This is a genomic window from Pseudarthrobacter lactosi (genome assembly GCF_055412785.1).
The window spans coordinates 454,020-480,780 of sequence record NZ_JBVAYS010000001.1; the positions used below are offsets into that span (position 1 = coordinate 454,020).

The 26,761-nt window shown below is 66.4% G+C and carries 24 protein-coding genes; 15 read left to right on the forward strand and 9 right to left on the reverse strand.

What is annotated here, in order from left to right; all coding sequences use genetic code 11:
- The first annotated feature begins 78 nt into the window (after positions 1–78).
- On the forward strand, positions 79–1,926 hold the full coding sequence (ggt, locus tag ACZY0Q_RS02065) for a gamma-glutamyltransferase (RefSeq protein WP_463914098.1): 1,848 nt from the start codon (positions 79–81) through the stop codon (positions 1,924–1,926).
- Positions 1,927–1,967: 41 nt separating this feature from the next.
- On the opposite strand, the gene ACZY0Q_RS02070 is transcribed toward ggt, so the two are convergent.
- The gene (locus ACZY0Q_RS02070; RefSeq protein ID WP_463914100.1) at positions 1,968–2,228 is read right to left on the reverse strand and encodes a hypothetical protein; all 261 of its coding nucleotides are present in this window, start codon (positions 2,226–2,228) and stop codon (positions 1,968–1,970) included.
- A gap of 95 nt (positions 2,229–2,323) precedes the next feature.
- On the opposite strand from ACZY0Q_RS02070, the gene hrpB reads away from it, so the two are divergent.
- Positions 2,324–5,107: an ATP-dependent helicase HrpB gene (gene hrpB, locus ACZY0Q_RS02075; protein ID WP_463914103.1), complete on the forward strand. Its 2,784-nt coding sequence runs from the start codon at positions 2,324–2,326 to the stop codon at positions 5,105–5,107.
- A 155-nt stretch (positions 5,108–5,262) separates the two neighbouring features.
- On the forward strand, positions 5,263–5,415 hold the full coding sequence (locus ACZY0Q_RS02080; RefSeq protein ID WP_463914105.1) for a hypothetical protein: 153 nt from the start codon (positions 5,263–5,265) through the stop codon (positions 5,413–5,415).
- Between the two features lie 15 nt (positions 5,416–5,430).
- Here ACZY0Q_RS02080 and ACZY0Q_RS02085 read toward each other — a convergent pair whose 3' ends face one another.
- Positions 5,431–6,108 carry an alpha/beta hydrolase family protein gene (locus ACZY0Q_RS02085; RefSeq protein ID WP_463914108.1) on the reverse strand — a complete coding sequence of 226 codons (678 nt, stop codon included), beginning with the start codon at positions 6,106–6,108 and terminating at the stop codon, positions 5,431–5,433.
- A gap of 77 nt (positions 6,109–6,185) precedes the next feature.
- On the opposite strand from ACZY0Q_RS02085, the gene ligD reads away from it, so the two are divergent.
- A complete protein-coding gene (gene ligD, locus ACZY0Q_RS02090; RefSeq protein ID WP_463914111.1) occupies positions 6,186–7,208 on the forward strand; it encodes a non-homologous end-joining DNA ligase in 1,023 nt (340 codons plus the stop codon).
- Between the two features lie 35 nt (positions 7,209–7,243).
- Here ligD and ACZY0Q_RS02095 read toward each other — a convergent pair whose 3' ends face one another.
- The gene (locus ACZY0Q_RS02095) at positions 7,244–7,864 is read right to left on the reverse strand and encodes an L-threonylcarbamoyladenylate synthase (protein WP_463914114.1); all 621 of its coding nucleotides are present in this window, start codon (positions 7,862–7,864) and stop codon (positions 7,244–7,246) included.
- A gap of 155 nt (positions 7,865–8,019) precedes the next feature.
- On the opposite strand from ACZY0Q_RS02095, the gene ACZY0Q_RS02100 reads away from it, so the two are divergent.
- Positions 8,020–8,775 (forward strand): ZIP family metal transporter, encoded by a 756-nt coding sequence (locus ACZY0Q_RS02100; RefSeq protein WP_463914116.1) that lies wholly within the window; start codon positions 8,020–8,022, stop codon positions 8,773–8,775.
- A 20-nt stretch (positions 8,776–8,795) separates the two neighbouring features.
- Here ACZY0Q_RS02100 and ACZY0Q_RS02105 read toward each other — a convergent pair whose 3' ends face one another.
- Positions 8,796–10,769 carry an APC family permease gene (locus tag ACZY0Q_RS02105; protein ID WP_463914119.1) on the reverse strand — a complete coding sequence of 658 codons (1,974 nt, stop codon included), beginning with the start codon at positions 10,767–10,769 and terminating at the stop codon, positions 8,796–8,798.
- A gap of 178 nt (positions 10,770–10,947) precedes the next feature.
- On the opposite strand from ACZY0Q_RS02105, the gene ACZY0Q_RS02110 reads away from it, so the two are divergent.
- The 3 genes from ACZY0Q_RS02110 (at position 10,948) to ACZY0Q_RS02120 (ending at position 14,168) form a co-directional block, all read left to right on the forward strand.
- Complete coding sequence (locus ACZY0Q_RS02110; protein WP_463914122.1) at positions 10,948–12,900, forward strand: DUF4118 domain-containing protein; 1,953 nt, start codon at positions 10,948–10,950, stop codon at positions 12,898–12,900.
- Positions 12,897–13,616: a response regulator gene (locus tag ACZY0Q_RS02115; protein WP_463914125.1), complete on the forward strand. Its 720-nt coding sequence runs from the start codon at positions 12,897–12,899 to the stop codon at positions 13,614–13,616. The genes ACZY0Q_RS02110 and ACZY0Q_RS02115 overlap by 4 nt, the downstream gene beginning before the upstream one ends.
- Positions 13,617–13,736: 120 nt before the next feature.
- Positions 13,737–14,168, forward strand: coding sequence for a VOC family protein (locus ACZY0Q_RS02120; RefSeq protein WP_463914127.1), 432 nt, complete (start codon positions 13,737–13,739; stop codon positions 14,166–14,168).
- A gap of 108 nt (positions 14,169–14,276) precedes the next feature.
- On the opposite strand, the gene ACZY0Q_RS02125 is transcribed toward ACZY0Q_RS02120, so the two are convergent.
- The 4 genes from ACZY0Q_RS02125 to ACZY0Q_RS02140 all read right to left on the reverse strand — a co-directional run bounded on the left by ACZY0Q_RS02125 (position 14,277) and on the right by ACZY0Q_RS02140 (position 17,937).
- A complete protein-coding gene (locus tag ACZY0Q_RS02125) occupies positions 14,277–15,041 on the reverse strand; it encodes a maleylpyruvate isomerase family mycothiol-dependent enzyme (RefSeq protein WP_463914130.1) in 765 nt (254 codons plus the stop codon).
- Positions 15,041–15,883, reverse strand: coding sequence for a fumarylacetoacetate hydrolase family protein (locus ACZY0Q_RS02130; RefSeq protein ID WP_463914133.1), 843 nt, complete (start codon positions 15,881–15,883; stop codon positions 15,041–15,043). Before ACZY0Q_RS02130 ends, ACZY0Q_RS02125 begins: the two co-directional genes overlap by 1 nt.
- Positions 15,880–17,019, reverse strand: coding sequence for a cupin domain-containing protein (locus ACZY0Q_RS02135; RefSeq protein ID WP_463914136.1), 1,140 nt, complete (start codon positions 17,017–17,019; stop codon positions 15,880–15,882). Before ACZY0Q_RS02135 ends, ACZY0Q_RS02130 begins: the two co-directional genes overlap by 4 nt.
- A 120-nt stretch (positions 17,020–17,139) precedes the next feature.
- Positions 17,140–17,937: an IclR family transcriptional regulator gene (locus ACZY0Q_RS02140; RefSeq protein ID WP_463914139.1), complete on the reverse strand. Its 798-nt coding sequence runs from the start codon at positions 17,935–17,937 to the stop codon at positions 17,140–17,142.
- Between the two features lie 48 nt (positions 17,938–17,985).
- Here ACZY0Q_RS02140 and ACZY0Q_RS02145 point away from each other — a divergent pair, with 48 nt between their 5' ends.
- From ACZY0Q_RS02145 to ACZY0Q_RS02170, 6 genes are all read left to right on the forward strand, one after another.
- Complete coding sequence (locus ACZY0Q_RS02145; protein WP_463914142.1) at positions 17,986–19,284, forward strand: MFS transporter; 1,299 nt, start codon at positions 17,986–17,988, stop codon at positions 19,282–19,284.
- Positions 19,277–20,503: an FAD-dependent oxidoreductase gene (locus ACZY0Q_RS02150; RefSeq protein ID WP_463914144.1), complete on the forward strand. Its 1,227-nt coding sequence runs from the start codon at positions 19,277–19,279 to the stop codon at positions 20,501–20,503. The genes ACZY0Q_RS02145 and ACZY0Q_RS02150 overlap by 8 nt, the downstream gene beginning before the upstream one ends.
- A gap of 130 nt (positions 20,504–20,633) precedes the next feature.
- Positions 20,634–21,143: an HAD domain-containing protein gene (locus ACZY0Q_RS02155; protein WP_463914147.1), complete on the forward strand. Its 510-nt coding sequence runs from the start codon at positions 20,634–20,636 to the stop codon at positions 21,141–21,143.
- Positions 21,144–21,294: 151 nt separating this feature from the next.
- The gene (locus ACZY0Q_RS02160) at positions 21,295–22,596 is read left to right on the forward strand and encodes an anion permease (protein WP_463914150.1); all 1,302 of its coding nucleotides are present in this window, start codon (positions 21,295–21,297) and stop codon (positions 22,594–22,596) included.
- Positions 22,593–22,814: a hypothetical protein gene (locus tag ACZY0Q_RS02165; protein WP_463914152.1), complete on the forward strand. Its 222-nt coding sequence runs from the start codon at positions 22,593–22,595 to the stop codon at positions 22,812–22,814. Before ACZY0Q_RS02160 ends, ACZY0Q_RS02165 begins: the two co-directional genes overlap by 4 nt.
- A 39-nt stretch (positions 22,815–22,853) precedes the next feature.
- Positions 22,854–23,411 (forward strand): dihydrofolate reductase family protein, encoded by a 558-nt coding sequence (locus ACZY0Q_RS02170; RefSeq protein ID WP_463914155.1) that lies wholly within the window; start codon positions 22,854–22,856, stop codon positions 23,409–23,411.
- Positions 23,412–23,432: 21 nt separating this feature from the next.
- Here ACZY0Q_RS02170 and ACZY0Q_RS02175 read toward each other — a convergent pair whose 3' ends face one another.
- A complete protein-coding gene (locus ACZY0Q_RS02175; RefSeq protein WP_463914159.1) occupies positions 23,433–23,906 on the reverse strand; it encodes a hotdog fold thioesterase in 474 nt (157 codons plus the stop codon).
- Positions 23,907–24,099: 193 nt separating this feature from the next.
- Between ACZY0Q_RS02175 and polA the strand changes: the two genes are divergently transcribed.
- Positions 24,100–26,742, forward strand: coding sequence for a DNA polymerase I (polA, locus tag ACZY0Q_RS02180; protein WP_463916217.1), 2,643 nt, complete (start codon positions 24,100–24,102; stop codon positions 26,740–26,742).
- The last annotated feature ends 19 nt before the right edge of the window (positions 26,743–26,761 follow it).

A 26,761-nucleotide genomic window follows, 5' to 3' on the forward strand; every position in this document is an offset into this window, starting at 1 on the left:
TGAGCCTTGAGAGTCCCAACCCGGCGGAGTATCGTGGCGCAAACCCACCCTGCGCAACACCCTGACTTGGGAGAGATCATGCCTAGTGTGCGACGTCGATTGGCGGCTGTGACGGCTGTCCTGGCCTTGAGCGTAACGACAGGGGCGGTGACCAGTCCCGCGTTCGCAGACCCCTGGGCGACCGATAAAACCCCGTTGGCTACGGGGTACGGCGGGGCGGTGAGCACCGTTGACCCGGAGGCGTCCGCTGCGGCGATCGAGGTCCTGCGCGACGGCGGCAATGCGGCGGATGCAGCCGTCGCCGCGGCTGCGACCCTGGGTGTGACCGAGCCCTACAGCGCCGGCATCGGCGGCGGTGGATATTTCGTGTTCTACAACGCTAAGACCGGCAAAGTCGGAACCATCGACGGCCGCGAAACGGCGCCGGCAACGATGCCTACGGACGCGTTTATCAATCCGGCCACCATCACTCCGGCGAACCCGGCCGGCATCCCATACCGGTTTACCCCCGAACTGGTCACCAGCGGCGTCTCCGTAGGCGTCCCCGGGACACCGGCCACGTGGGAACGGGCCTTGGAACGGTGGGGCACACTGGACCTTGGCGAGGCCCTCAAGCCCGCCATCAAGGTGGCCAACCGTGGATTCGTGGTGGATGAAACCTTCCGCCAACAGACGGATGACAACCGGGCGCGCTTCGAAGCATTCCCTGCCACAAGCAGCCTGTTCCTCCCGGGTGGCGAACTGCCCGTCGTCGGCAGCATCTTCCACAATCAGGACCTCGCCAAGACCTACCGGCTCCTCGCGAAGGAGGGAACGGATTCCTTCTACGGCGGCCCGCTCGCAGCCGAGATCGCGGCCACGGTCCAGTCACCGCCCAAGAGCGACACCACCAAGCTGCCTGTTCCGGCCGGCCACCTGACGACGGCGGATCTCGCCGCATACCGGACCCTGGACCAGAAGCCCACGCACGTTGAGTACCGCGGCTACGACGTCTACGGCATGGCTCCGTCCAGCAGCGGTGGCACCACAGTCGGTGAGGCGCTGAATATCCTGGCGCCCTTCAACCTCCGTGAGATGACCACGCCGGACGCACTGCATCACTACCTCGAGGCCAGCGCACTCGCCTTCGCAGACCGAGCCAAGTACGTAGGGGACCCGGCATTCGTTGACGTCCCCACTAAGGCACTCACCGATCTGCAGTTTGGCAAGGAACGGGCGTGCGCTATTGACCCCGGGACGGCGGCAAACAAGCCGGTACCGGCCGGTGACGTGTCAGAGTACGACGGCGTGTGCCCGGTTACGCCTGCGGCAGCGGCAGACGAGAAGGACACCGAAAACATCTCCACCACCAACCTGACTGTCGCTGACAAGTGGGGCAACGTGGTGGAGTACACCCTCACGATCGAGCAGACCGGCGGGTCCGGCATGGTGGTGCCGGGCCGCGGGTTCCTGCTGAACAACGAGCTCACCGACTTCTCCACCGTCTATGTCCCCACGGACCCGAACCGGATCGAGCCGGGCAAGCGCCCGCGGTCCTCGATGTCTCCCACGATCATCCTCAAGGACGAAAAGCCGTTCCTGGCGCTTGGTTCCCCCGGCGGATCGACCATTATCACGACGGTGCTGCAGACCATCCTCAACAGGGTGGACCTGGATATGAACATTCTGGACTCGCTGGCGGCGCCGCGTGCATCCCAGCGCAACACTGCCAATGTCACGGCCGAACCGGACTTCATCACGGCATATGGAGACGCGTTGGCACCATACGGTCACAAGTTGGTCCCTGCAGGGGACGCCTTCACCTCGGCTGCGGAGATCGGTGCGGCGACAGCCATCGAGTTCGGGCCCGGCAAGAGCATGACCGCCGTGGCCGAGCCCGTGCGGCGCGGTGGCGGTTCGGCGATGGTGGTCAAACCGTCGCGGTGAGCTTACCTGCCATCGTCAGATGCGAGGGGGCCGTGCCCGGGTTACTGCCCTATGCCTGGCTGGACGGGGACAAACTCGATGGTGGTTTGGACCTTTTTCTGCGGACCACGGGAAAAGCCCTTGGCATCAAGCTGGTTCTGCGCACGGTAGACGGCGAGGGCGTCGTCGTAGAGCTCGTTGAGCCGGCGGCCGGAGACCTCCTCCTGGGAGCCGTCGCTGAACGTGACAGTCACAGTGGCACTGGCGGGAAAGTGCCGCTTCATGCGGATGAAGCCTTCGGAGTCCTGCTGGAGGTTGATCAAGGGAATTCCTGCTTTCGTGGTCGACGACCTCCAGTCTGACCTATCCCGCCGCACCTGCGCTGACGCCCGTGCGGGATAGCGGCGACAATGGACGGGTGATACCGCCAACCAACTCCGCCGCTATCCCCGCGGAAACCTCTGACGCCGGCACCTTCGATCTGTCGGCCATCAGCACCGGACTGGCCTTCGCTGAAACACTCGGGGAGTTGGCTGCCGTGCTGCGCGCCGGCGGTGCGGCGGGTACTGCAGTGGTGCAGGCACCACCCGGTACCGGCAAAACAACGCTGGTCCCACCCCTGCTGGCCAACCTCGCCGCGCCTGCAGGAAAGTCCCGGCGCGTGGTGGTCACCCAGCCCCGGCGCGTCGCGGCGCGTGCCGCCGCCCGCCGCCTGGCCGCCCTGGATGGCAGCAGGCTCGGAGACCGCGTGGGGTACACCGTCCGCGGTGAACGCCAGTCCGGGTCCGCCACCCTGGTGGAGTTTGTCACCCCGGGGATCCTGCTGCGGCGCCTGCTCGACGATCCCGGCCTGGAGAGCATCGGCGCGGTCATTCTGGACGAGGTCCATGAACGCGGCCTCGAAACCGACCTGCTGCTGGGGATGCTCACCGAAGTGCGGCAACTGCGCGGCGACCTCACCCTGGTAGCCATGTCCGCCACCCTTGACGCGCCCCGCTTCGCCGCACTGATCGGGGGCGGCGCGGCCGGGAACGTGGGGACAAGCGACGAAGGGACCGCAGACGACGACGGCGGTCCGGCTCCCGTCGTCGACTGCCCCTCAGCGCTGTACCCCCTGGAGGTGGAGTGGGTGCCAGCCGCCACGTCGCGGCTGGACGACCGCGGAGTGACACGCGGGTTCCTGGACCACGTGGTGGATACGGCCGCGCAGGCCCACACCGCCGCTGTGGGGCAGGACGCGGGCACCGATGCACTGGTTTTTGTCCCGGGCGCCTGGGAAGTCTCCTACGTCGCGGCCCGCCTCCGCGGCCGGGCGGCCGCGGGGACCGACGTGCTGGAACTCCACGGCCAGGCCAGCCCGGCCGAGCAGGACCAGGCAGTGTCGGGGCGTCGTCCGGGCGGCCCTGCACGGATCATCGTGTCCACCGACCTGGCCGAATCGTCCCTGACCGTCCCCGGCGTGCGGCTGGTGATCGACTCCGGGCTGACCCGTGAACCCAGGCGCGATGCCAGCCGGGGCATGTCCGGACTGGTGACTGTTTCCTGCTCACGGGCTTCCGCGGAACAGCGCGCCGGACGCGCCGCGCGGCAGGGGCCGGGCCGGGTGGTGCGCTGCTACGACCAGCGGACCTATGGTGCCGCGCCGGCGCATGTGACCCCCGAGATCGCGGTCGCTGACCTGACCGGTGCTGCCCTGGTCCTGGCCTGCTGGGGATCACCTGGCGGCGCCGGGTTAGCGCTTCCGGATGCACCTCCCGCGGCAGCCATGGGCGAAGCCATCGAGGTGCTTCGCGAACTCGGTGCTGTGGACCGGGACGGGCATGCCACCTCGCTGGGGCGGACGCTGGCCAGGGTTCCGTCCGATCCCAGGCTGGCGCGGGCACTTCTCGACGGCGCAGCTGCCGTGGGTCACCGCGCCGCAGCGGAAGCAGTGGCACTCGTGGCGGGGGACCAGCGCGCCCCGGGGGCAGATCTCACCCGGCTACTGACCGTACTTCGCACCGGGAAGGACCCCGCCGCCCGGCGCTGGGCGGAGGACGTCCGCCGGCTGGAGACCATTGCGCGGAAGGAGGCCGCCGCCGTCGGCCCGTCCGCCATCGCCTCCCTGGTCAGGACCGCGCCGGTGACTGCGGCGGAGGCGGTGGGAGTCGTCGTCGCCCTAGCGTTCCCGGACCGCGTGGCCCGGCGCGTCCTGGGCGATGGCCCGGCACGGTACCTGCTGTCGTCCGGTACGCGCGCGGGGTTACCGGCCGGCAGTGCGCTGAGCGGGCAGGATTGGCTCGCCGTGGCGGAAGTTTCGCGCGCCGCCGGCCGGGACGCCGCCGGCACGGGCGCAGTGATCCGCTCAGCGGCGCCGCTGGGCGCCGATACCGCAGAGGCGGCCGCCGGCCAGCTCCTGACCGACACGGTGGAAGCGCAGTTCAGCCAGGGCAGGGTGAAGGCCAGGCGGGAACGCCGGCTGGGTGCCATCAGCCTGTCCTCCACCCCCGTCCGCCCCTCCGCCGAGGACGGCCGTGCCGCTGTGGCCCGCGCCCTCGCCAAGGAAGGCCTGGCAACCATCGGATGGTCGACGGCGGCTGACGCCTTGCGCCGCCGCCTCGCCTTACTGCGCCGCGAACTTGGCGAGCCGTGGCCCGATGTTTCCGAACCGGCCCTGCTGGCACGGCTGGACTCCTGGCTAGGACCGGAGCTTGAGGCATTGGCCGGCGGCGCCGCCACCAGCAGCATCGACCTCACCGACCCCTTGCGGCGGTTGCTGCCCTGGCCGGAGGCCGCCCGGCTGGCTGAACTGGCACCTGAGTCGCTGAAAGTGCCGAGTGGATCGATGGTGCGGATCGACTACCCCGAGGTTTCAGACAGAGCGGCCTCAGGCGGTGTCGGGTCGGGCCCGGCGGCGCCTGACGAGGCAGAAGCTGGGCAGAAAGGCGCGGACGACGGCGGCCGGCCGGTTGTCGCGGTAAAGCTGCAGGAGTGCTTTGGCTGGGCTGAGACGCCCCGGCTGGTGGACGGTAGGGTGCCTGTCCTGTTTCACCTGCTGTCTCCTGCGCGGCGGCCGCTCGCCGTGACGGATGACCTGGCCTCCTTCTGGTCCGGGCCCTATGCGCAGGTGCGGTCCGAGATGCGCGGCCGGTACCCCAGGCATCCGTGGCCCGAGGATCCCTGGACGGCTCAGCCGACTGCCCGGACCAAGGCCCGCATGTAGCGCCGGTCCGTCGGGAGGCTTTCTTGCGCCGTTTGCACAGGTGAGATGTCCGATACGTGGCCGAAACGTTGCGTCGACGCGCTGAAACATGGCGCAGTTAGGCTCGTTCCTACTTGGACAACGTGGTCCAGACCACCACACGAAGGGACACAATTATGTTGCTTTTGAGTAGCCTGAACTTCCTCTTTGACGCCGGCCGCGGAGAGGGTAGCCGCCCGCACAATGGCGGGATTGCGAAGACCGATTTCCCCACCGGCCGGCTGACCTCCACCGCATGGGAAGGCTGGTGGCACGAGGACGCTGCGTAGCTGACGATGGACGCGTCAGCCGTGGCTCCGCATGAACCCGGCCACCTTCGGCGCCAGCGACCCGCCGATCTCTGCTGCGTCACGCTTCTTCCCTGCGACGGCGAAGGAGTGGTCACCGCCGTCGATCCAGTCAAGGACGGCTGACGGGCCGATCCGCGACACCACTCCCTCCAGCAGGTCCGCTGTCGCGAAGGTGTCGCGGGTGCCCTGCAGGAACAACATGGGGAGCGTGAGCCCGTAGAGGTGCTCGTCGCGGAGCTTTTCCGGCTTACCGGGCGGGTGCAGGGGGTAGCCAAGATAGACGAGTCCGGCACTATCCATTCCGTCGGCAACGGCCATGGACGCCATCCGGCCGCCGAACGATTTACCGGCCGCCCACACCGGTCCGGTATCACCGTGCTCGGCTCCGAGCCGCGTTGCTTCATGCATGGCGGCACGCCAGGCGGCGATGGCTGCGGGAGGCCGGTCCGGGAATTTCCGTCCTGCTTCGCGGTAGGGGAAGTTGAAGCGCAAGGTGGCAACGCCGTCGTCGTTCAGTCCGCGGGTGAATCCGCTCATAAAGGGATGCTCCATACCTGCCCCGGCGCCGTGCGCCAGCACCAGGGTTCCAAAGGGGTTGTCCGGGCGGGCGTAAACGCCGGAGACTTCGACGTCGCCGACGGGGAAGGTGACAGGGAATTCAGCAGCGGCCATAGGTCCATGATGCCGGATCGCAGGCAACCACGCGCCGAGGTACTGACGCCGCGCGCGGCGCAGGGTAGGTTGTCCCCATGGCGAGCGAACAGACCACCCTCACTGTCCCCGGACCGCACGGCGAGCGCGAAATGCGCGTTTCCAGCCCCAGCAGGGTGCTCTGGCCGGACTTGGGCCTGACCAAGCTGGACCTCGCCCGCTACATGGTGGATGTGGGGGAAGCGTTCATTGCCGCGAACGGTGACCGGCCGGTGGCGCTGCAAAGGTACTCTGACAACGTCGACGGGGACCAGTTCTTTTCGAAGAACCCGCCCAAGGGAACCCCCGAATTCATCCGGTCGGTGAAGGTGGTCTTTCCAAGCGCACGCTCGCACCCCATGCTGGTCCTGGACGAACCTGCCGCGGCCGTATGGGCGGTGCAGATGAATACGGTGGTGTTCCACCCGTGGCCGTCACATACAGCTAACACCGACAACCCGGACCAGCTGCGCATCGACCTTGATCCCCAGCCGGGCACGGACTTCGACGACGCCGTCCCGGCCGCGCTGGCGCTGAAGGACGTGCTGGCGGAGGCCGGGCTGGAAACGTTCATCAAGACATCGGGGAACCGCGGCCTGCACGTCTACGCGCCCATCGAGCCCACCCATGAATTCCTGGACGTCCGCCACGCGGTGATCGCAGCGGCCCGCGAGCTGGAGCGGCGGTTGCCGGACAAGGTCACCACCGCCTGGTGGAAGGAGGAACGGGGCGTGAAGGTGTTCGTGGACTTCAACCAGGCGAACCGCGACCGGACCATCGCCGGCGCGTACAGCCCCCGCGCGCTGGCCCATGCGCCGGTCTCCTGCCCCATCAGCTGGGACGAACTGGGCAACGCGGATCCCAAGGACTTCACCATCCTGACGGTCCCGGAACGGCTCAGGACCCTTGGCGATCCCTGGGCAGACATGAAGGCGCATCCGGGCACCATCGATGTGCTGTTGGAGTGGTGGGAGCGGGACCTCAAGGCCGGCCTCGGCGAGCTGCCCTTCCCGCCGGACTACCCGAAGATGCCCGGAGAGCCCCCACGGGTACAGCCGAGCCGCGCCCGCAAGCAGGACTGAGTCCGTTTGAGCCGGTCCCCGTATACAGGAAGGGCTTATTCGAACCGGGACGGGTCGCCGGTGCCGCGACGAACCACCTCGGCCACCCCGCTCGAATAGTCGATAACCGTGGTGGGCTCCGCCCCGCAGTCGCCGGAATCGATGACGGCGTCAACCTCGTAGTCGAGGCGTTCCTTGATTTCCCAGCCCTGGGTCAGTGGGTCTTCCTCGTCCGGGAGCAGCAGGGTGCTGGAGAGCAGCGGCTCGCCAAGCTCGGCCAGCAGCGCCTGGACCACGCGGTTGTCCGGGATCCGCACGCCCACCGTCTTTTTCTTCGGGTGCAGCAGCCGGCGCGGAACTTCCTTGGTGGCAGGCAGGATAAATGTGTAGCTGCCGGGCGTGACGGCCTTAATGGCGCGGAAGACGTCGTTGCCAATGTTCACGAACTGGCCCAGCTGGGCGAAATCCTTGCACACCAGCGTGAAGTGGTGCTTGTCGTCGAGCTTGCGGATTTTACGGATCCGATCCAGCGCATCCTTGTTGCCCAGCTGGGCCCCGAGGGCGTAGCAGGAGTCCGTGGGGTAGGCGATCAGCCCGCCGTCGAGCACGATTTTCACGGCCTGTGTGATGGCGCGGGGCTGGGGATCCTGGGGATGAACATCAAAGTATCTGGCCATGCTCCTGAGCCTACGACAATTGCCGCCCTGGTCAGTAGACAAGGACGGTCCGTGCGCCCAACGCCCTAGGAGTATAGGTTCGTGGAGGATAGGTTCAGGGCGTAACGGTTCAGTCCGTCGTGTGAGCCCCGGGCGGACAAACGAAAGGTGGCAGCATGCCGGTGTGGCTTCAGGCGTTGACGTGGGGAACCCTGGCTGGTGGCGCCCTGGTGCTGGGGGCGGCCGCGTCCTGGAAATGGGCCATCCCGTCCAAACTCGTCTCCTCGATCATGTCCTTCGGGGCGGGCGTGCTGATATCGGCCCTGGCGTTCGAGCTCGTCGGTGAGGCGGTTGAAGGAGGGGGCCTGTGGCCCACCGTGGCCGGATTCCTGGCCGGCTCCGTGGTCTACGTCGGAGTTAACATGCTCCTGTCCCGGGCCGGCGCTAAACACCGGAAACGCTCCGGCGGCCAGCAACCGTCGGAGCAGGATTCCCCGGGCAGCGGCACGGCCATCGCCTTCGGCGCCCTCCTCGACGGGATCCCCGAGTCCATAGTGCTCGGCGTCGGATTCATCACCGCGGGATCGGTCAGTCCGGCCATGCTGGTGGCGGTGTTTATCTCCAACGTTCCCGAAGGTCTGTCCGGAACGGCCGGGATGAAGAAGGCAGGCCGCAGTACCGGCTACATCTTTGGGGTGTGGGGAGGCATTGCCGTGATGTGCGGGCTCGCCTCACTGCTCGGGTACGTAGCGCTGGAGAACGCGCCGGCAGCTGTCGTCGCCTTCATTACCGCTATCGCGGCGGGCGGGATCCTGGCGATGCTCGCAGACACGATGATCCCTGAGGCGTTCGAGGAGCATCACAACCTCACGGGACTCACAGCTTCCGTTGGGTTCCTGACCGCTTTCACAGTCCACCAGCTCGGGGGGTGACCTCCCGCCGTCGTCAACGGTCAGCCCACGTGCACCCACGGCCGCTTGGTGATATCCGGCTCGGCTTCGCGCAGAATCTCGCGTGTCACGGGAGCGATCTCGCCTTCGCCCAGCACCAGGAAGCGCAGGAGGTTCACTGCGGGATTGCCCTCGGTCCAGCGGAAGTAGACGTGCGGCATCAGCCCGGTCACATCGCGGATGTGCAGGAGCACCGAGGCGATGGTGTTGGGGACGCCTGGTCCGTGCACCTCAAGGACGGCAAACCCATGCCGCACCACGCCCCGGACTTCCAGGGCCGTCTCGAAGTCGGAGGAATCATCCACGATGACTTCCAGGAACAGTGTCTGGTAGTCGGCGGGGAAGTGGCTAGCTTCGGTGGCGGACGCCAGCTTCTGCCGGTAGGCGTCCGCTGACTGGCGCAGCGGTTCATGGGCGATGATCCCGATGGGGCCGGACAGATTCTCCGCCATGAACTCCAGGGCCTGGGTGTCCAACCGGACGTGCGTGGCGTGCAGTTCGAAGGAGCGCAGCACCCTGGAAAGCAGCGAGATGCTGACGATCCCCAGGATGAAGAAGCCGGCAATCCGGATTCCTTCAGGACGTTCAAAGATATTGGCCACCGTGGTGTACACAAAGAGCACCGTGATGATGCCAAAGCCGATGGTCCGCTTGCGCTGTTTAAGGCGCCGGGCCGAGAGCGTCACGGCAACGGCTGCGGAGGTCATCAGCACCAGGACGCCGGTGGCGTACGCACCGCCCTGGGCATCGACGTCGGCCTTGAACAGCCAGGTGATCAGGAATCCGATCAGCGTGAAGACGAGCACGAGGGGCCGGACTGCTTTCGCCCACGCAGGGGCCATGCCGTACCTCGGCAGGTAGCGGGGGACAAGGTTCAGCAGACCGGCCATCGCGGAAGCGCCGGCGAACCACAGGATGGCGATGGTGCTCAGGTCATACAGTGTTCCGAAACCCGGCCCAAGGTATTCGTGCGCCAGGAACGCCAGTGCCCGCCCGTTCGCCTCCCCACCCGGCAGGAATTCATGCTCGGGGATCAGGACCACCGTGGTGAAGCTGCTGGTGACCAGGAAGGAACTCATGATCACGGCCGCAGTGGTCAGCATCCGGCGGGTCCCCTGGATCCGCCCGGCGGGGTTCTCCTCGGTATCGCCCGCGCCGCCACGGATCTGCGGCATCACCGCGACTCCCGTTTCAAAGCCGGACAGCCCCAGCGCCAGCTTAGGGAAGACGAGCAGGGCGATCGCCACCGCCATCAGCGGATTCCCATGCGACGTGTTCAGGGTCTGCCACCAATCACCGACGGCCACCGGATGGGCCGCTGCCTCCACCAGAGATCTGGCAATGACCACCACGTTGAGCCCCAGGTACAGGACCACCAGTACAACGGCGACGCCGATGGCCTCCTTGAACCCGCGCAGGAAGACCGCAGCGAGCAAAGCAAGCAGCACCAGCGTCACGGCCACCTCCTGGCCATGCAGGACATCCGGGGCAAACGGATTCTCGATCAGGTGTGCCGTGGCATCCGCGGCGGACAGCGTCATGGTGATCATGAAGTCCGTCGCCGCGAACCCGAGCAGCACGAGCACCAGGAGTTTGCCCCGCCACTTGGGGAGCAGCCGCTCCAGCATCGCGATGGAACCTTCGCCGCGGTGGCTTTCGCCGGCAACCCGGCGGTAGACCGGGAGCGCGCCGAACAAGGTCACTGCCACAAGCACAAGGGTGGCCAGGGGAGAGATGGCGCCGGCAGCGAGCGCCGCAATGGCCGGCTGGTATCCGAGCGTGGAGAAGTAGTCCACGCCGGTCAGGCACATCACCTGCCACCAGTGGTGCTTCCTCTCCTGGTCCGCGAGACCGCCCGGACCCGGATGGGTGCCCTTGGCGTCCTCCAGCCCGAACATCAGCCAACTGCCGAGGGCCGACTTCCGCGTAGGCCGGAGGGCCGAGGGATCGGCGGGGGGCCTGCTCATGGTGGTCATAGAAGCCTTTCAGCCTGCGGCACAGCACCGCGGGCACACCCGAATCTAGTCCGCGCAGCACGCCTCGAAGCCGGATTCCGGCGGATCTTGACGCATCCTTAACGCCCCTACGACAGACAGCACAGCGCTGCCACGCGGCCGGCGAAAGTGGTCCGGTTAGTGGTGGGAGAATGGCGGCATGGCATGGGTACGGATAGTCATTGGCCTCAACGGCAGCGACGACGCAGAACAGCTCATCCGCCGCGCCGCCAGGATTCTCGAAAGGAGCGACGGCGGCGAGCTGGTGGCCGTCCACGTCCGCACCACCGGTGGTGCCGCGGGCGAGTCGCCCCAGGTCTTGGACGCACAACGGCGGCTCGTCAACGACTTAGGCGGGACGTACCATACCGTCTCCGCGGGGGACGCGGCCACGTCGGTTCTGGACTACGCCCGCAAGTCCGGCGCCACCCATATTGTCGTGGGGCAGTCCCGCCGCGGGCCGCTGGCCGGTGCGCTGGCAGGTTTGCTCGCCGGCGGCACCGTGGAAGCCCGGGTGGTCCGCGGTGCAGGGGACGTAGATGTCCAGGTGGTTCCCCGCGTCCCATCTCAACAGAACGCGCGGCGCTCGCGGCCTGACCTGGGCCGGACCAGGGTTGGCCTTGGCTTTGCGCTCGCAGCATCCCTTCCGGTACTGCTGCAGCTCCTGCTTACAGCCTTCGACCACAGCGTTGCCACCGCTGTCCTGATCCAGCTCGCGGGCGCCGTTGGAGTGGCGCTGGTGGGCGGGTTGTGGCCTGCGGTCGTCGGCGCGTTGTGGAGCAGCGTGCTGGTGAACTACTTTTCCACGCCGCCGCTGGGGGATTTGGCCATCAGTGATCCGCAGGATTTCCTCTCCCTGGGCGTATTCGCGGGGGTCTCCGTGGCTGTCGCCGGCGTGGTGGACCGGTCTGCCCGCCGGTCTAGGGAAGCCGCCCGCGCCCGGGCGGAGGCGACCACGCTGGGCGACCTTGCGTTGGGTGCCTCCCGTTCGGAGGACACCCTGGAGGGGATACTCGCGGAGGCCCTCGACGCTTTTGGGGCCACCGGCGCCGGTGTGTTCAGCCGCCGGGAGGGCATAGCGGAAGGTTCCGGCCCGGCGTCGGGAACCTCCGCAGTCCGCGGCGCGGACGGCCGGGTCTGGCGGCTGGTGGCCGGCGCGGGGGACACCGCAGGGTGGGAGCATGGCGACACCGGCGTGCCGGGCAGCACCGCAGAACCGGTCGACGCCGACACCCGGCTGGTGCTGTTCGGCCGGGAGGTGCCGGCGGCGGAAAGCAGGCTCCTGGGTGCGTTTGCGGTCCACGTGAAAGCCCAGCTGGAACGTCGCCAGCTGGCCGTCAGCCGGCGCGAGGTGCTGCGGCTGGCCGAGGGGAACACCATGCGCACGGCGATCCTGCGGGCTGTGTCACACGACCTGCGGACGCCTCTGGCCGGAATCAAGCTCGCCGCCGGCGGCCTGCTGCAGCGGACCGTCACCTATACCCCGGCGGAAGAAAGGGAGCTGCTGGAAACCATCGACGAGTGCACGGACCGGCTGGACCAGCTGGTGGGAAACCTCCTGGACATGTCAAGGATCACCGCCGATTCCGTCCGGCCGTTGCTTGGACCCGTACGTTGGAGCGAGGTTGTGGCTCCGGCCCTCCGCGGGCTCCCGGACGGAACGGTCAGGGTGGAACTCCCGGCCAACATGCCCACAGTCGAAGCCGATCCGGTGCTGCTCGAGCGCGTTATCGCGAACATTGTGGAAAACGCCGTCAAATACGCGCCGGGTGCGGGAATCACCATCACGGGCGCTTCCGATGGCATGGGCGCGGCCACCCTGGACGGCTATCCGTCCGGTGAACTGCGGATCATCGATCACGGCGCCGGTGTGCCCGCCGGGAAGGTGCTGGAGATGTTCCGGCCGTTCCAGCGGCTCCACGACCGGCCCCAGGCCACCGGGGTGGGACTGGGCCTGGCCGTCGCTGACGGTTTCGTCAAGGCCATGGGCGGCACGCTGACCGCACAGGAAACTCCCGGCGGCGGACTGACCATGGTGATCAGACTGGCCCTATCGACCGGCTCGCCGGGCGCGCGCCACGCGGCCGGGCAGCCGCGGCAGGAGGCCACATGAACACGGACCATAGGGGTTCTTCCGTCACGCAGGCCGGCCACCGCACCAGTGTCCTGGTGGTCGACGACGATCCCCACCTGCTGAAGGCGCTCCGGATCACGCTCCAGGCCCACGGCTACGCCGTGGACACAGCGTCCGACGGCGGCACCGCCCTGCGTGCCGCATCCCACCGTCCGCCGGACGTGATGATCCTGGACCTCGGACTGCCGGACCTTGACGGGGCCGAAGTACTGCGGGAACTCCGCCGGTGGAGCACCCTGCCGGTGCTGGTGCTGTCCGCACGCCACGGCTCAGCGGACAAAGTCGACGCCCTGGACGCCGGTGCGGACGACTACATCACCAAGCCGTTCGGACTGGACGAGCTGTTGGCCCGCCTGCGTGCGCTCCTCCGCCGTGTTCCGGAACCTGCGTCGGTGCCCACAGTGGCCGCGTCCTCCTTCACCGTGGACCTGGCCCAGCGGCAGGTCACGAGAGCGGGGAACGTTGTCCGGCTGACGCCGACCGAATGGAACATCCTGGAACTGCTGGTCCGGAACCCTTCGCGGTTGGTGACCCAGCAGCAGCTCCTCCTGGACGTCTGGGGACCGGCCTACGAGACTGAGGCCAACTACCTGCGCGTGTACATGGCCCAGTTGCGGCGGAAACTGGAGGCCGACCCCGGGAAGCCGCGCCACCTGCTGACCGAACCCGGCGTGGGGTACCGTTTTTTGCCCTGAATCAACCACCGGTGGTTGAGCCTGCCGAACCCCGTGAACCCTATGAACGCGGCTGGAAGTGCGGCAGGATGTTGACTGTTCCGAATCCTTTTCACTTCCGCACCACGAGGAGAACCGGCCATGCCAACGACGCTCAACCCCTACCTTGGCTTCCGCGAGAATGCCCGGGAGGCGATGACCTTCTATCAGTCCGTGTTCGGCGGTGACCTGGCCCTCAGCACTTTCGGCGAGTTCCACGCCAGCGAAGATCCGGCGGAAGCCGACAAGATCATGCACGGCATGCTGACGGCCAGCAACGGCCTGGTCCTGATGGGGGCTGACACGCCCAACGGCATGGACCTCGCGAGCGGCAGCTCCATTTCGGTTTCGCTCAGCGGCGACGACGAAGCTGAACTGCGCGGCTACTGGGACAAGCTGTCCGCCGACGGCGGCACTGTCACCGTTCCGCTCGAACCGGCACCCTGGGGCGACATCTTCGGCATGTGCACCGACCGGTTCGGTACTGCCTGGCTGGTCAACGTCAACAACCCGCAGGCGGCTCCCGCGACCTAGCTGCTGCACTTCAACCCATACCTACCAGAACGGAGCAGCGGCGGGAATTCCCGCCGCTGCTCCGTTTCCTGGTGTCCGTGCTGTGCCGGCTACCCCGAGGCCACAGACTCAGATCCACTGGGGGGCTGCGGGCGCTTCGGCCAGGCGTGCCCCGTTGTGTGTTGCCGTAACGGCGTCGATGCTGCGTCCCGCGGCCCATTGGACAACGCCGGGCAGGGTGCCTGTGATGAGGGTCGGGTACTGGGCAGTCGTGTCGCCGAATGTCAGGTCCGTGCCGGAGCCCGTACCGTCTGGCCTGATGAGCAGGCCGGTGTCGGTGCCGCGGGTTTTCCAGGCTCCGGCGATGTCTCGCAGGAGCCGTTCGAGGACGGGTGCGGGGATGTCGGCGAAGGTGGCCCCGTTGTCCAGGTCAACGGCGTGGGTCCAGACTTCGCGGGTCCGCATCCACACGGTTTCTGTGGCGGGGACTTCCCGGCCCTGGATGGTCTTCACTTTGTGCTGCCAAGCCTGTTCCGGCAGGTCACGCCATTCAACGTTCAGGTGCACGGCGGAGTGGTCAAAGAGGTTCCGCAGCGCGATCGGGGACAGGGTCGCCCCGAAGCTGATCTCGTGGTCCCGCACCTCGACGGACGCATACATGGGTGTCTCAACCCCCGTTGCTGCCCACTCGATCAGCCGGGCGATGGCACGGGCGTTGTAGCCGATGTGCGCGGTGACATGCCGGCGGTTCCAGCCCGGCAGCAGCGAGGGGCCGTCGAGGTCCTCGTCGGAGAGTTCATTGAGCTTCCGGGCGAAGAACGCGGTCCCGCGCCGGGCCTGGAGCAGCGCTTCGAGCAGCTCCGGGTCCGTCGCCTGGTCCTGGCGGGCAACCATCAGGCTTCCTTGACCACACGGTTCTTCAACTGTCCGAGCCCTTCGATGGTGGTGACCAGGACCTGGCCTTCCTGCAGGTAGCGCTTGGGGTCCTGGGCGTGGCCCACGCCGCCCGGAGTGCCAGTGGCGATGACGTCACCCGGGTTCAGGGTGATGATGGTGGAGATGTAGGAGACCAGGAATTCGGGGGTGAAGACCAGATCGGATGTGGGGGTCTGCTGCTGGATTTCCCCGTCCACGGCGCTGGTCATCAGCGGGCCGGCGGTGAACTCGTCTTTAGTGACCAGGGCGGGGCCGAACGGGGTGGAGTTCTCCCAGGTCTTGCCCTGGAGCCACTGGATGGTGCGGAACTGGTAGTCCCGCATCGATACGTCGTTGAGCACGGCGTAGCCGGCGATGTGGTCTGCCGCGTCGGCTTCGGAAATGCGGCGGCCGGTCTTGCCGATGATGACGGCGAGTTCGGCTTCCCAGTCCACGGTGTCGGATTCCTGCGGCAACGCGAGGTCGTCGTTTGGCCCGATCAGGGATTCTGCGTACTTGGCGAACAGGGTGGGGTACTCGGGGACTTCCCTCCCCATTTCCTTGATGTGGTTGCGGTAGTTGTGGCCCACGCAGATGATCTTGCCGGGGGAGGGGACGACGGCGGCGAGGTCAGCGCCGTCGAGGGCATGGGTTGCGCCGTTGGCGGCCTTCGCGGTGGTTTCCCAAGCGGGGTCCTTCAGGAGGGCCCCGACGTCGGTGAACCCGTCGATCTCGGTGAGGGTATCGCCGTCCTGGCGGACCGCCACGGTGTTGGTGCTGCTGCCGGTGCCGGTTTCGGTGCGGAGGGTGAGGAGTCTCATGCGTTGTTGCGTCCTTCGGTGTAGGTGCGGTTGAAGTTTAGGCGTTCGAAAATGGGGGCGTCGCTGAACCGGAACAAATCAAACTCGGCAGTCCCGTCCGACGTCAGGGACCATTCGGTCCAGGACGGGACTACGAAGAGGTCGCCCTTGGCCAAGGCTTTCGTCTCACCGTTCAGGGTGGCGGTTCCCGAGCCTTCGAAGACCTGCCAGACACTCGATCCGACTTCACGCAGGGGCTCGGTGGTGGCGCCGGGCCGGAGGCGGTGGAATTCGGCGCGGATGGTGGGCATCACGTCCCCGCCGGTGGTCGGGTTCGTATACCGGACGGCGGCGTGGCCCTGAGACACGGTTGCCGGGTGGCCTTCGTCCTCCAGGAGCAACTGTTCGCGCAGGGCGGCGTCGGTGTGTTCCCAGCGGTACGCGGCGATGGGTGAGTTGACCGTGTCCTGGAGCCCGGAGAGAGGGCGCAGGCCCGGGTGGGCCCAGAGTCGCTCGGATCGGGAAATATCCGGGGTGGCTTCGTCGGTGACGCGTTCGGTGCCGAACTCGAAGAACCCGGCGTCGGCGTAGTGCACAAACGGGATGTCCAGGCCATCGATCCAGGCCATCGGGGAGTCGGTGTCGTTGTGGTGGCCGTGGAAGTTCCACCCCGGTGTGAGCAGGAAGTCCCCGCGGCGCATCGCCACCGGGTCACCGTTGACCACGGTCCACACGCCTTCGCCTTCGACGACGAAGCGGAAGGCGTTTTGGGAGTGCCGGTGTTCCGGTGCGGTCTCGCGGGCGCCCAGGTACTGGATCGCAGCCCACAGGGTAGGGGTCGCGTAGGGGGTCCCTGCGAGACCCGGGTTCGCCAACGCGATCGCGCGGCGTTCCCCGCCGCGGCCCACGGGAACCAGGTCACCGGCACGGGCGGCCAGCGGGTACAGGTCATTCCACCGCCACACGTGCGGCACGGCCTTCGGCGTCGGGACCATCGGCATCAGGTCCCCGATCTGCGTCCACAAGGGAATCAGGTTCTCACTCTCAAAATCCTGATACAGCTTCTCCAGCTGTGCTGCCTCCCCCGGGGACGGCTCCGGAACAACGTGGCCGGCGGCAACAGAAGCATGCGTAAGATTCTCAGCGTTTACGGACACAGGGGGCCTCCTTGATGGTGCGATGAGCGTTCGAGCGTACGAACGACTCTAAGCAGCGGAGCATGTGACCCCCAGCATATTCTGCCTGGCAGAATCTTCGGCAGGCCCCGGCTTGCAGTGTCAATCCCTGCTGGCGGGGTTGGCGGCAATGTCGATTTCGAGTTGGCGCCGGGTTTCCATCATTACTCCAACCAGGCCGCCGTCGAACAGCCGGCGGAATCTTGCCACTGGCGTCGCCACGCTGAGCGCGCCCACAACGTCTCCGGCCCGGTTATGCAGGGCCATCCCGAACGCGCTGATACCTTCCTCTGTACCTTCGAAATTCGCAGCGAACCCGTTGCTCCGGACGGCTTCCAGTTCCCGGAGGAAGGCCGGATATTCGGCGTCCGGGATGTTGTCTCCACCGATCTCGGCGTTGCTGCTGCGGAACAGCTGGGCCAGCATCGCGGGTTCCAGTTCTGCCAGCATCGCCTTCCCGCCGGAGGCCTTGTTGGCCGGCAGGACCGTCCCTCGCCGGTCGCCCACGCGCAGGGCGGTGGTGCTCTCGACAGTCTCCAGGAATCTGACTTTCGTGCCCACCCGGATCATCAGGTTGACCGTTTCGTTGACCCGCGCCGAGAGCATCTCCATGTGCGGCCTGGCGACGTCCCGCAACAGCCGCGACCAGCTCACGCCAGCCGGACCGGCGCCCATGGCGGGGCCGGGCACGTACTGGCGGGTTTCGTCCTGGATGGCAAAGCCCCTATAGACGAGCATTGCCAGGAGTCGATGGGCAGTGGACGGGGCGACGCCGAGCTCGTTGGCGGCGTCCTTGAGCCTCAGGCTGCCTCCGTCACGCAGGAGCTGCAGCAACAGCAGTGCGTTGTCCACCGCTTCGATGGGGTAGGTGGGCTTTCGCTGCGCGGGTAAGTTCTGCATGCCAGAATTCTATAGCCGGGTCCGAGCGAGGTGGCCGACAGTGGTGGGATGAATCACACACCTACCGCCGCGGCGCCGGGCATCTCAGGCGGCGTCGGCCATTTTTCCCGTGGCCCATCGCGGTTCTCGAAGCCGTCCGCCATGGCTGTACTCGTTTGCTGGCTCCTGGTGGTCTTCGACGGCTACGACCTCATTGTGTACGGCACAGTGCAGTCGTCCCTCATTAATGACACCGGCTGGGGGCTGACGAAGGCCACAGCCGGGACCATCGGCTCGATGGCGTTCGTTGGCATGATGATCGGTGCCGTCTTCGCCGGTCGGATGTCGGACACCTGGGGACGCCGGCGGACCATCATCGGCTGCGCCATCCTCTTCTCCGTCTTCACCATCTTGTGCGCGTTTTCCCCCAACGCCGTCGTCTTTGGCGCCCTGCGCCTGCTGGCCGGCATCGGCCTCGGCGGCCTGGTTCCCTCAGCCAACGCGCTGGTGGCTGAACTGGTCCCCACCAAATGGCGTTCCACGGTTGCCACGCTCATGATGTCCGGCGTGCCGATCGGAGGCTCTATCGCCGCGCTTGTCGGGATCCCGCTGATTCCCGCCTTCGGCTGGCCGGCGATGTTCCTGGTCGCGGTGTTGGCCTTGATCGTGGTCATTCCGCTGGGCTTCCGCTACCTGCCTGAAACCCTGGCATCGCCCGCGCCCTCCGACGCTTCAGTAGCCCGGGAACCTGCCGGTTTCGGGTCCCTGCTCCGGGCGCCATTCCTCGGCATGAGCCTGCTCTTCGCCGTCGCCACCTTGGTGACCCTGTTCGCCTGGTACGGCCTCGGCACCTGGCTGCCCAACCTCATGCAGCTCGCCGGCTACAATCTCGGCTCTGCCCTGACTTTCGCCCTGGCACTGAACCTGGGTGCCGTCGCAGGTTCTATCATCACCGCCTGGGCCGGAACCCGGTTCGGCCCGATACCGGCGGCGATCGCTGCCGCCGCCGTTGCTGCTGCGGCGCTGCTGGTGCTGGTCACCGGCCCTCCGGTCGCCGTCGTCTACCTCATGCTGGTCCTGGCCGGCGTGGGAACCCACGGTACTCAGTGCCTCATCATTGCTGCCGTGGCCAGCCATTACCCTTCGCATTTGCGCGGAACGGCCCTTGGCTGGGCCCTCGGCGTCGGCCGCATCGGCGCCGTCGCGGCACCCCAGGTGGGCGGGCTGTTGCTCGCTGCCGGGCTTGGCGTCGGCTCCAACTTCTTGGCGTTCGCAGGCGCGGCGGCCGTAGCCGCCGTCCTCTTGGCCGCCATCAGCACCAAGATCAAATCCACTCGCAAAATCCCAGAAGGAGTCAGCAATGCCTGACCTGAAATCGTCCACCGAAGTCCTCGTTATCGGCGGCGGAATGGCCGGCCTGGCCGGCGCCCTCGCGCTGCGTGAGAACGGCGCCGAAGTCACCCTCGTGGAGCGCGCTCCCGAGTTCGGCGAGGTCGGAGCAGGCCTGCAGATGGCACCCAACGCATCCCGCGTGCTCAAGCGCTGGGGCCTGCTCGAGAAAGCCCTCGAAATCGGGGTGCGCCCCAAGCACCTCGTGTTCCGTGACGCTGTTACCGGTGAGGAACTCACCCGCCAGACGCTCGGCGCGGAATTCGAAGTGATCCACCGCAGCGACCTGCACCGTGTCTTGCTCGAAGCCTGCCAGAAAGCCGGCGTCAGGCTCGTCAACGACGTTATGGTCGAAAGCGTGGAGACAGTTGGCGGTCGCGGCGTTGCCCACACTGCCGCCGGCGTCGACTACGAGGCTGATGTCATCATCGGCGCCGATGGACTCAAGTCCACTTTGCGTCCGCTGGTGGCCAACGACCAGCCGGTGTCCTCGGTGTACGTGGCCTACCGCGGCACCGTACCGATCACCGAGGAGACGCCCAAGGCCGACCTTGAAGACGTCATTGTGTACCTCGGACCGGACTGCCATCTGGTGCAGTATCCGCTTCGCAAGGGTGAACTGCTGAACACCGTGGCCGTTTTCAAGTCCCCGTCCTTCGAACGCGGCGAAGAGCAGTATGGCGGAGTGGACGAACTGGAAGCTGCCTACAAGGACTGCGTTCCGGCCGTCCAGGAAGCACTCAAGAATCTGGCCACCGGCATCCGCTGGCCCATGTACGACCGCAACCCGATCGAAGACTGGGTAGCTGGCCGCATGGTCCTGATAGGCGACGCCGCCCACCCCATGCTTCAGTATCTGGCCCAGGGCGCCTGCCAGGCACTCGAAGACGCCGCGGTACTGCAGGACGTCAGCAACGGCACAGTCTTTACGGCGGAGGGGATCAACCCCGAAGCCTGGGACGGCGCCATCGAGGAGTTCAACACTGTGCGCGCCGGCCGGACCGCCCGCGTCCAACGCACCGCCCGCGTCTGGGGCGAATCCTGGCACGTCGCAGGACTGGCGCGGACGCTCCGGAACCTGCTGTTCAAGAGCCGCAAGGACGGGGACTTCCAGTACAACGACTGGCTCTACGGCCAGGACCAACCCGGAACTCCGGAGCGCCGCGACGCTGCCCGGTCGGAGACGCTTGCTGTCTGAGGACCCGCTCCAGCGGTTTGACTGCTAAGCGTCCTTGATGAGGGGCTGCAGGCAATGTAACGATTAATGCGTGCAGCCCCTCATCCACTTCATGGCCGGTCCGGGTCTGCCGGAGTGACGGAGAGCGGCCTTGCGGAACGTCACCCTCTACCTGGACGTCGACGGCGTGGTGTGCCCGTTTGGTGCAACGGACAACACGCCGTGGGGTTCCGGCTGGCGCCTCGCGAACGCCGGCGTGCTTGAAGTGGCATATGCGCGCCACCTGGTTGACGGGCTGAACCAACTTTCCCGCGTCCCGGGAGTCCGGTTTGTGTGGCTTACCAGCTGGGAGGACATGGCCGCGGATTACCTATGCCCTGCCGTTGGCCTGGCCGGCGGCCACTGGCCGTGCCTGACGGCGGAGGGTGGCGGAACGGGGGAGGCCTGGTGGAAGCTCGCTGCGCTCCAGGAGGACCTGGCGGCCAACACCCCGGATGGCATCGTGTGGATTGACGACCAGCTCCGGTATGAACAGGAAGCACTGGCCTGGGCAGCATTCCTGGGCCCGCGTATCCTCACAGTCTCGCCCGATCCGCGCCGGGGAATCTCGCCGGCCGAACTGAACGCCGTCAGCACCTTCGTCGCGAACCAGCTGTTTTGACCTCATGCCGTGGACGCGTACGATCGATAAGGTTTCAAGCCGGTTCTGTTAACGCCACAGGTCATTTCACGTGAACTGCAGGTGAATTATGCTGCAGGGCAGGCGGGGGTAAAGGAACTGCTGAACGTCGTCTCTGCAGATTGGGCAACAGGTGGATATCACCTTCATGGTGGCGCTGGTCATCGGACTGGCACTTTTTTTCGACTTCACTAACGGCTTCCACGACACCGCCAATGCGATGGCTACACCCATCGCCACCGGCGCCATCAAACCGAAGACCGCTGTGACACTCGCCGCAATCCTGAACCTGGTTGGCGCCTTCCTCTCAACGGAAGTGGCCAAAACAGTCTCCGGCGGCATCATCCGGGAAGGCTCCGACGGTGTCCAGATCACCCCGGACATTATTTTCGCCGGCCTGATGGGTGCCATCCTTTGGAACATGATCACCTGGCTCAAAGGCCTGCCCTCCAGCTCGTCCCACGCCCTCTTTGGCGGGCTGATCGGCGCAGCCATCGCCGGCATCGGTTTTAATTCCGTGAACCTGGAAACCCTGCTCCAGAAGGTCATCCTGCCCGCGATCTTTGCCCCGCTCATCGCCGGCCTTGTGGCGTACCTCTGCACCCGGCTCGCGTATGCCCTGACATCCCGGCACGATCCGGAAACCGGCAGCAAGCTGACGCAGAAGCGTGGCGGATTCCGCACCGGCCAGATCTTCACCTCCAGCCTTGTGGCGCTGGCCCACGGAACCAATGACGCCCAGAAGACCATGGGCATCATCACCCTGGTCCTGATTTCCGCCGGTACCCAGGCCCCGGGCTCAGGCCCACAGTTCTGGGTCATCACCGCGTGCGCCGTCGCCATCGCTGTTGGCACCTACGCAGGTGGCTGGCGCATCATCCGGACCATGGGCTCCGGGCTCACCGAGGTCAAGCCCGCCCAGGGTTTCGCAGCCGAGACCAGCACCGCCTCAGCCATCCTGGCGTCCTCCCACCTGGGTTTCGCCCTCTCCACCACGCAGGTGGCGTCCGGCTCCGTGATCGGGTCCGGCATGGGCCGTAAAGGCACCACGGTGCGCTGGAACATGGTGGGGAAAATCGCCCTGGGCTGGCTGTTCACGCTTCCCGCTGCCGGCATTGTGGGCGCGCTGACCGCGTTGCTCGTGAAGACGGGCGTGGTGGGTGTGGCGATTGCCGCCGTCGCCGGCACCGCCGCGGTGCTGTTTATGTTCGTCTACTCCCGCAAGTCGTCGGTGGGCCACCACAACGCCGTGGAAGTCGAAGAAGCGGGCCAGACCGTCCGCTTCGCCAAGAAGAAAGCCCTCGCCCGGGTCCGAGCCAGGGCGAACCAGCAGAAGGACGCCGCCGCCCAGGCGAACCAGCAGAAGGACGCCGCCGCCCAGGCGAACCAGCAGGACGCCGCCCAGGCAAACCAGGAGAAGGACGCTCAGCTATGAAGTGGTTAGAACTTTTGACTGTGGCCGGCACCACCCTGGTGTCCGCGGTAACGGTTGTGGTCCTGTATTCGCTGGGCGTGCGGCTGACGGCCATCGCCGGCGACGCCCAGCAGGCCTCACCCCGCGCCAAGCGCTACTTCGCCTACACCTGCTTTGGCCTCTGCGGCCTGGCTGTGCTGTTCGGGCTGTACCTGATCATTCCTTACTTCAGCAAGTAGCCCTTCAGCCCGTCAATACCGGAGGGCTACTCTGGTTCCATGTCCAGGATCCAGTATTTTGTCGCGGCCTCCATCGACGGGTTCATTGCCACCACCAAGGATGACCTCGCCTGGCTCCTGGAGTTCGACGGCTTCGAGGGCGGCAAGGAAAGCTACGAAACCTTCATGGCCGGCGTCGGCTGCATCGTGATGGGCGGCGAGACGTACGCCTGGCTGATGGAGCACGAACCCGGCAACTGGCCGTACCCTTCCACGCCCTGTTATGTGTTCACCCGGCACGAGCACATTGCGCCGGCCGGCACAGACATCACCTTTATCCGCGGACCCGTGCAGGAGTTCATCCAGGACTTCAAGGACCACGCCGGCGGGAACAACGTCTGGGTGGTGGGCGGCGGTAACCTCGTTGCGCAGTTCGCCAACGCAGGACTTCTGGATGACCTCATCCTGTCGGTCATCCCGGTGGTCCTCGGCAACGGCAAGCGGCTGCTCCCTTTGGAAGGCCCGACGGCGCCGCTGGAGTTGACGGCGTCCCGCACCTTGGGCCGGGGGATCGTGGAGTTGCGCTACACCCTCACAGCCCCGGATCCGGCCCGCTAGGGACCGAACTGACTGCGGCGGTTATCCCTCCGCCGGCTCGTTGTCCCGCAGCATGTTGGTGATGCGTGCGGTGGACAGGCGGCGGCCTTTCTCGTCGGTCATCAGGATTTCATGCGTTGTCAGGGTCCGGCCCAGATGGATCGCCGTGCAGGTACCTGTCACGGTGCCCGCAGCGATCGCACGGTGATGTGTGGCGTTCACTTCGATGCCCAGGGCGTGCCTGCCGGCGCCGGCGTGCATGCCGGCGGCGAAGGATCCGAGCGTTTCGGCCAGCACCACGTGGGCGCCGCCGTGCAGGATTCCCGCCACCTGGGTGTTTCCTTCCACCGGCATGGTGGCAACCGTCCGTTCCGGGCTCATCTCCAGGAAGTGGATCCCCATCTTTACCACCAGGGCGCCGATGCCCATGTGGCCGAGCCAGTCGTGGAGGTGCGCCGGGATACCTGCTGTGACCAATTCCTCAGTGAAGGGCCCGGGCGTGAAATTGTCCATCATGGGAACTAGGCTGGCACCTGTGAGTGAAACTACCAAACCGGCCCCCTTCCCGACCGAAACTACCGCGCTTGACGCTGCTGATGCCTTACAGGACATCAGTGTCCTGCCGGTCGGAGGCCAGGTTTCCGCCACGGATGCCCCCGTGGTTCCCATCACCGGCCAGCCACGGCTTCTGGTGCTTGACGGCCATTCGATGGCGTTCCGCGCCTTCTTCGCCCTCCCGGCGGATAAATTCTCCACCGCCAACGGACAGCACACCAACGCCATCCACGGCTTCACCTCCATGCTCATCAACCTGATCAAGGACCAGAAGCCCACGCATATTTGTGTCGCCTTCGACGTCTCGGATGACACCACGCATCGCAAGGCGGAGTACAGCGGGTACAAGGGCGGACGCAATGAAACGCCCCGTGAGATGAGCGGCCAGATCGACCTCATCGACCAGGTCATGGGCGCCTGGGGTATCAAAACCATCAAGCTGCCCGGCTACGAGGCTGATGACATCCTGGCAACCCTCGCCGCCATGGGGGAAAAGGCAGGTTTTGAGGTATTGCTCGTCTCGGGCGACCGTGACGCCTTCCAGCTGATTACGGACAACGTATTTGTGTTGTACCCGCGGAAGGGCGTCAGCGACATCCCCCGGATGGACGCGGCCGCCATCCAGGAAAAGTACTTTGTGACTCCTGCCCAGTATTCGGATCTCGCCGCGTTGGTGGGGGAGACGGCGGACAACCTCCCGGGCGTACCCGGCGTCGGCCCCAAGACGGCGGCAAAGTGGATCAACCTCTACGGCGGTCTCGAGGGGGTCCTCGAGCACTTGGATGCCATCGGTGGAAAAGTAGGGGAATCCCTGCGCGCCAACGTCGAGGACGTCAAGCGCAACCGACGGCTGAACAGGCTCCACACGGACCTCGAACTCCCGCTCACCCTGGACGACCTCGCGGAACCGCGGCCGGACGAGGCCGCCCTGGAGACGCTGTTCGACGAGCTCGAATTCAAGACCATCCGCACCCGGCTCTTCGCCCTGTACGGCAGTGAGGAAGTGGAATCAGCGGAACGCGAAAGCGTCGCCACGCCGGACTTCATGGTTCCCGCCGGGGCAACCGAGCTGGGCGCCTTCCTGGCGGCTGGCTCTGGCAAGACGTCGGCAGTCGCCGTCGATCTGGTGCCCGGGCGCATCGGCGAGGACGCCGCCGCGCTGGCCATCGTCCGTGACGACGCCGCCGTATATGTCGACCTCGCCGCCCAGGATGCCGCCGCCGAAAATGTCCTCGCGGACTGGCTGCGTGATGAAAACTCCCCGAAGGTCATGCACGGTTACAAGGCTGCCCTAAAAGCCCTCTCCAGCCGTGGCCTGGGCCTGGAAGGCGTCGTGGACGACACCTCCATCTCCGGGTACCTCATCCAGCCGGACCGCCGCACGTATGAACTTGCGGAGCTGGCCCAGCACCACCTCAACGTCAGTGTCCCGTCGGAGACCTCCAAGGCGGGCCAGCTGGAGCTGGCGTTCGACGGCGACGACGCCGCCGCTGCCGCTGCGCTGGTCCAGGTGGCGGCTGTGGTTCAGGCCCTGAGCCGGCACTTCGAATCAGAACTCACAGAACGCAAGGCGGGGGACCTGCTGACCACCCTCGAGCTGCCCGTCAGCCGGGTACTGGCCGACATGGAGACCGCGGGCATCGCCATCGACCTGCCGCGCATGGACGAGCAGATCGCCGATCTGGCCAAGGTGATCGACAACGCGCAGGAACTGGCTTTCGCCGCGATCGGCCACGAGGTTAATCTCGGATCGCCGAAGCAGCTGCAGACCGTGCTCTTTGACGAACTTGAGCTGCCGAAAACCAAGAAGATCAAGTCCGGCTACACCACCGATGCCGCGTCGTTGAAGAACCTCCTCGAAAAGACCGGGCATGAATTCCTGGTCCAGCTGATGGCGCACCGGGAGTCCTCGAAGCTGCGCCAGATGCTGGAGTCACTCAAGAAGTCCGTGACCGAGGACGGCCGGATCCACACCACCTACGCGCAGAACGTGGCAGCGACGGGCCGGATCTCTTCCAACAACCCGAACCTGCAGAACATCCCCATCCGCAGCGAGGAAGGCCGTCGCGTCCGCGGCATCTTTGTGGTCAGTGACGGCTACGAGTGCCTGCTGTCCGCGGACTACTCGCAGATCGAAATGCGGATCATGGCGCACCTTTCGGGGGACGCGGGCTTGATCCAGGCGTACCAGGAGGGCGAAGATCTCCACCGTTTTGTGGGCTCGAACATCTTCCACGTGCCCACCGAGGAAGTCACCAGCGCCATGCGCTCCAAGGTCAAGGCCATGTCCTACGGACTCGCTTATGGCCTGACTTCGTTCGGGCTGTCCAAGCAGCTGGAAATTTCCGTGGACGAGGCCCGCACCCTGATGAAGGACTACTTCGACCGGTTCGGCGCTGTCCGCGACTACCTTCGCGGTGTGGTGGACCAGGCCCGGGTGGACGGCTACACGGCCACCATCGAGGGGCGTCGCCGCTACCTGCCGGACCTCACCAGCACGGACCGGCAGCTGCGCGAAAACGCGGAGCGCATCGCCCTGAACTCACCCATCCAGGGGTCGGCCGCGGACATCATCAAGCGCGCCATGCTGGGTGTGCACGCTGAGCTGGCGGCCCAGGGCCTGAAGTCGCGCATGCTCCTGCAGGTCCACGACGAACTGGTGCTTGAAGTCGCCGCCGGTGAGCGGGAAGCCGTGGAGAAGCTCGTTACCGAGCAGATGGGTGCTGCCGCGGACCTCAGCGTCCCGCTGGATGTCCAGATCGGCGTGGGCCCCAGCTGGTACGACGCCGGCCACTAGGAACGGGCTGCCGGGACGG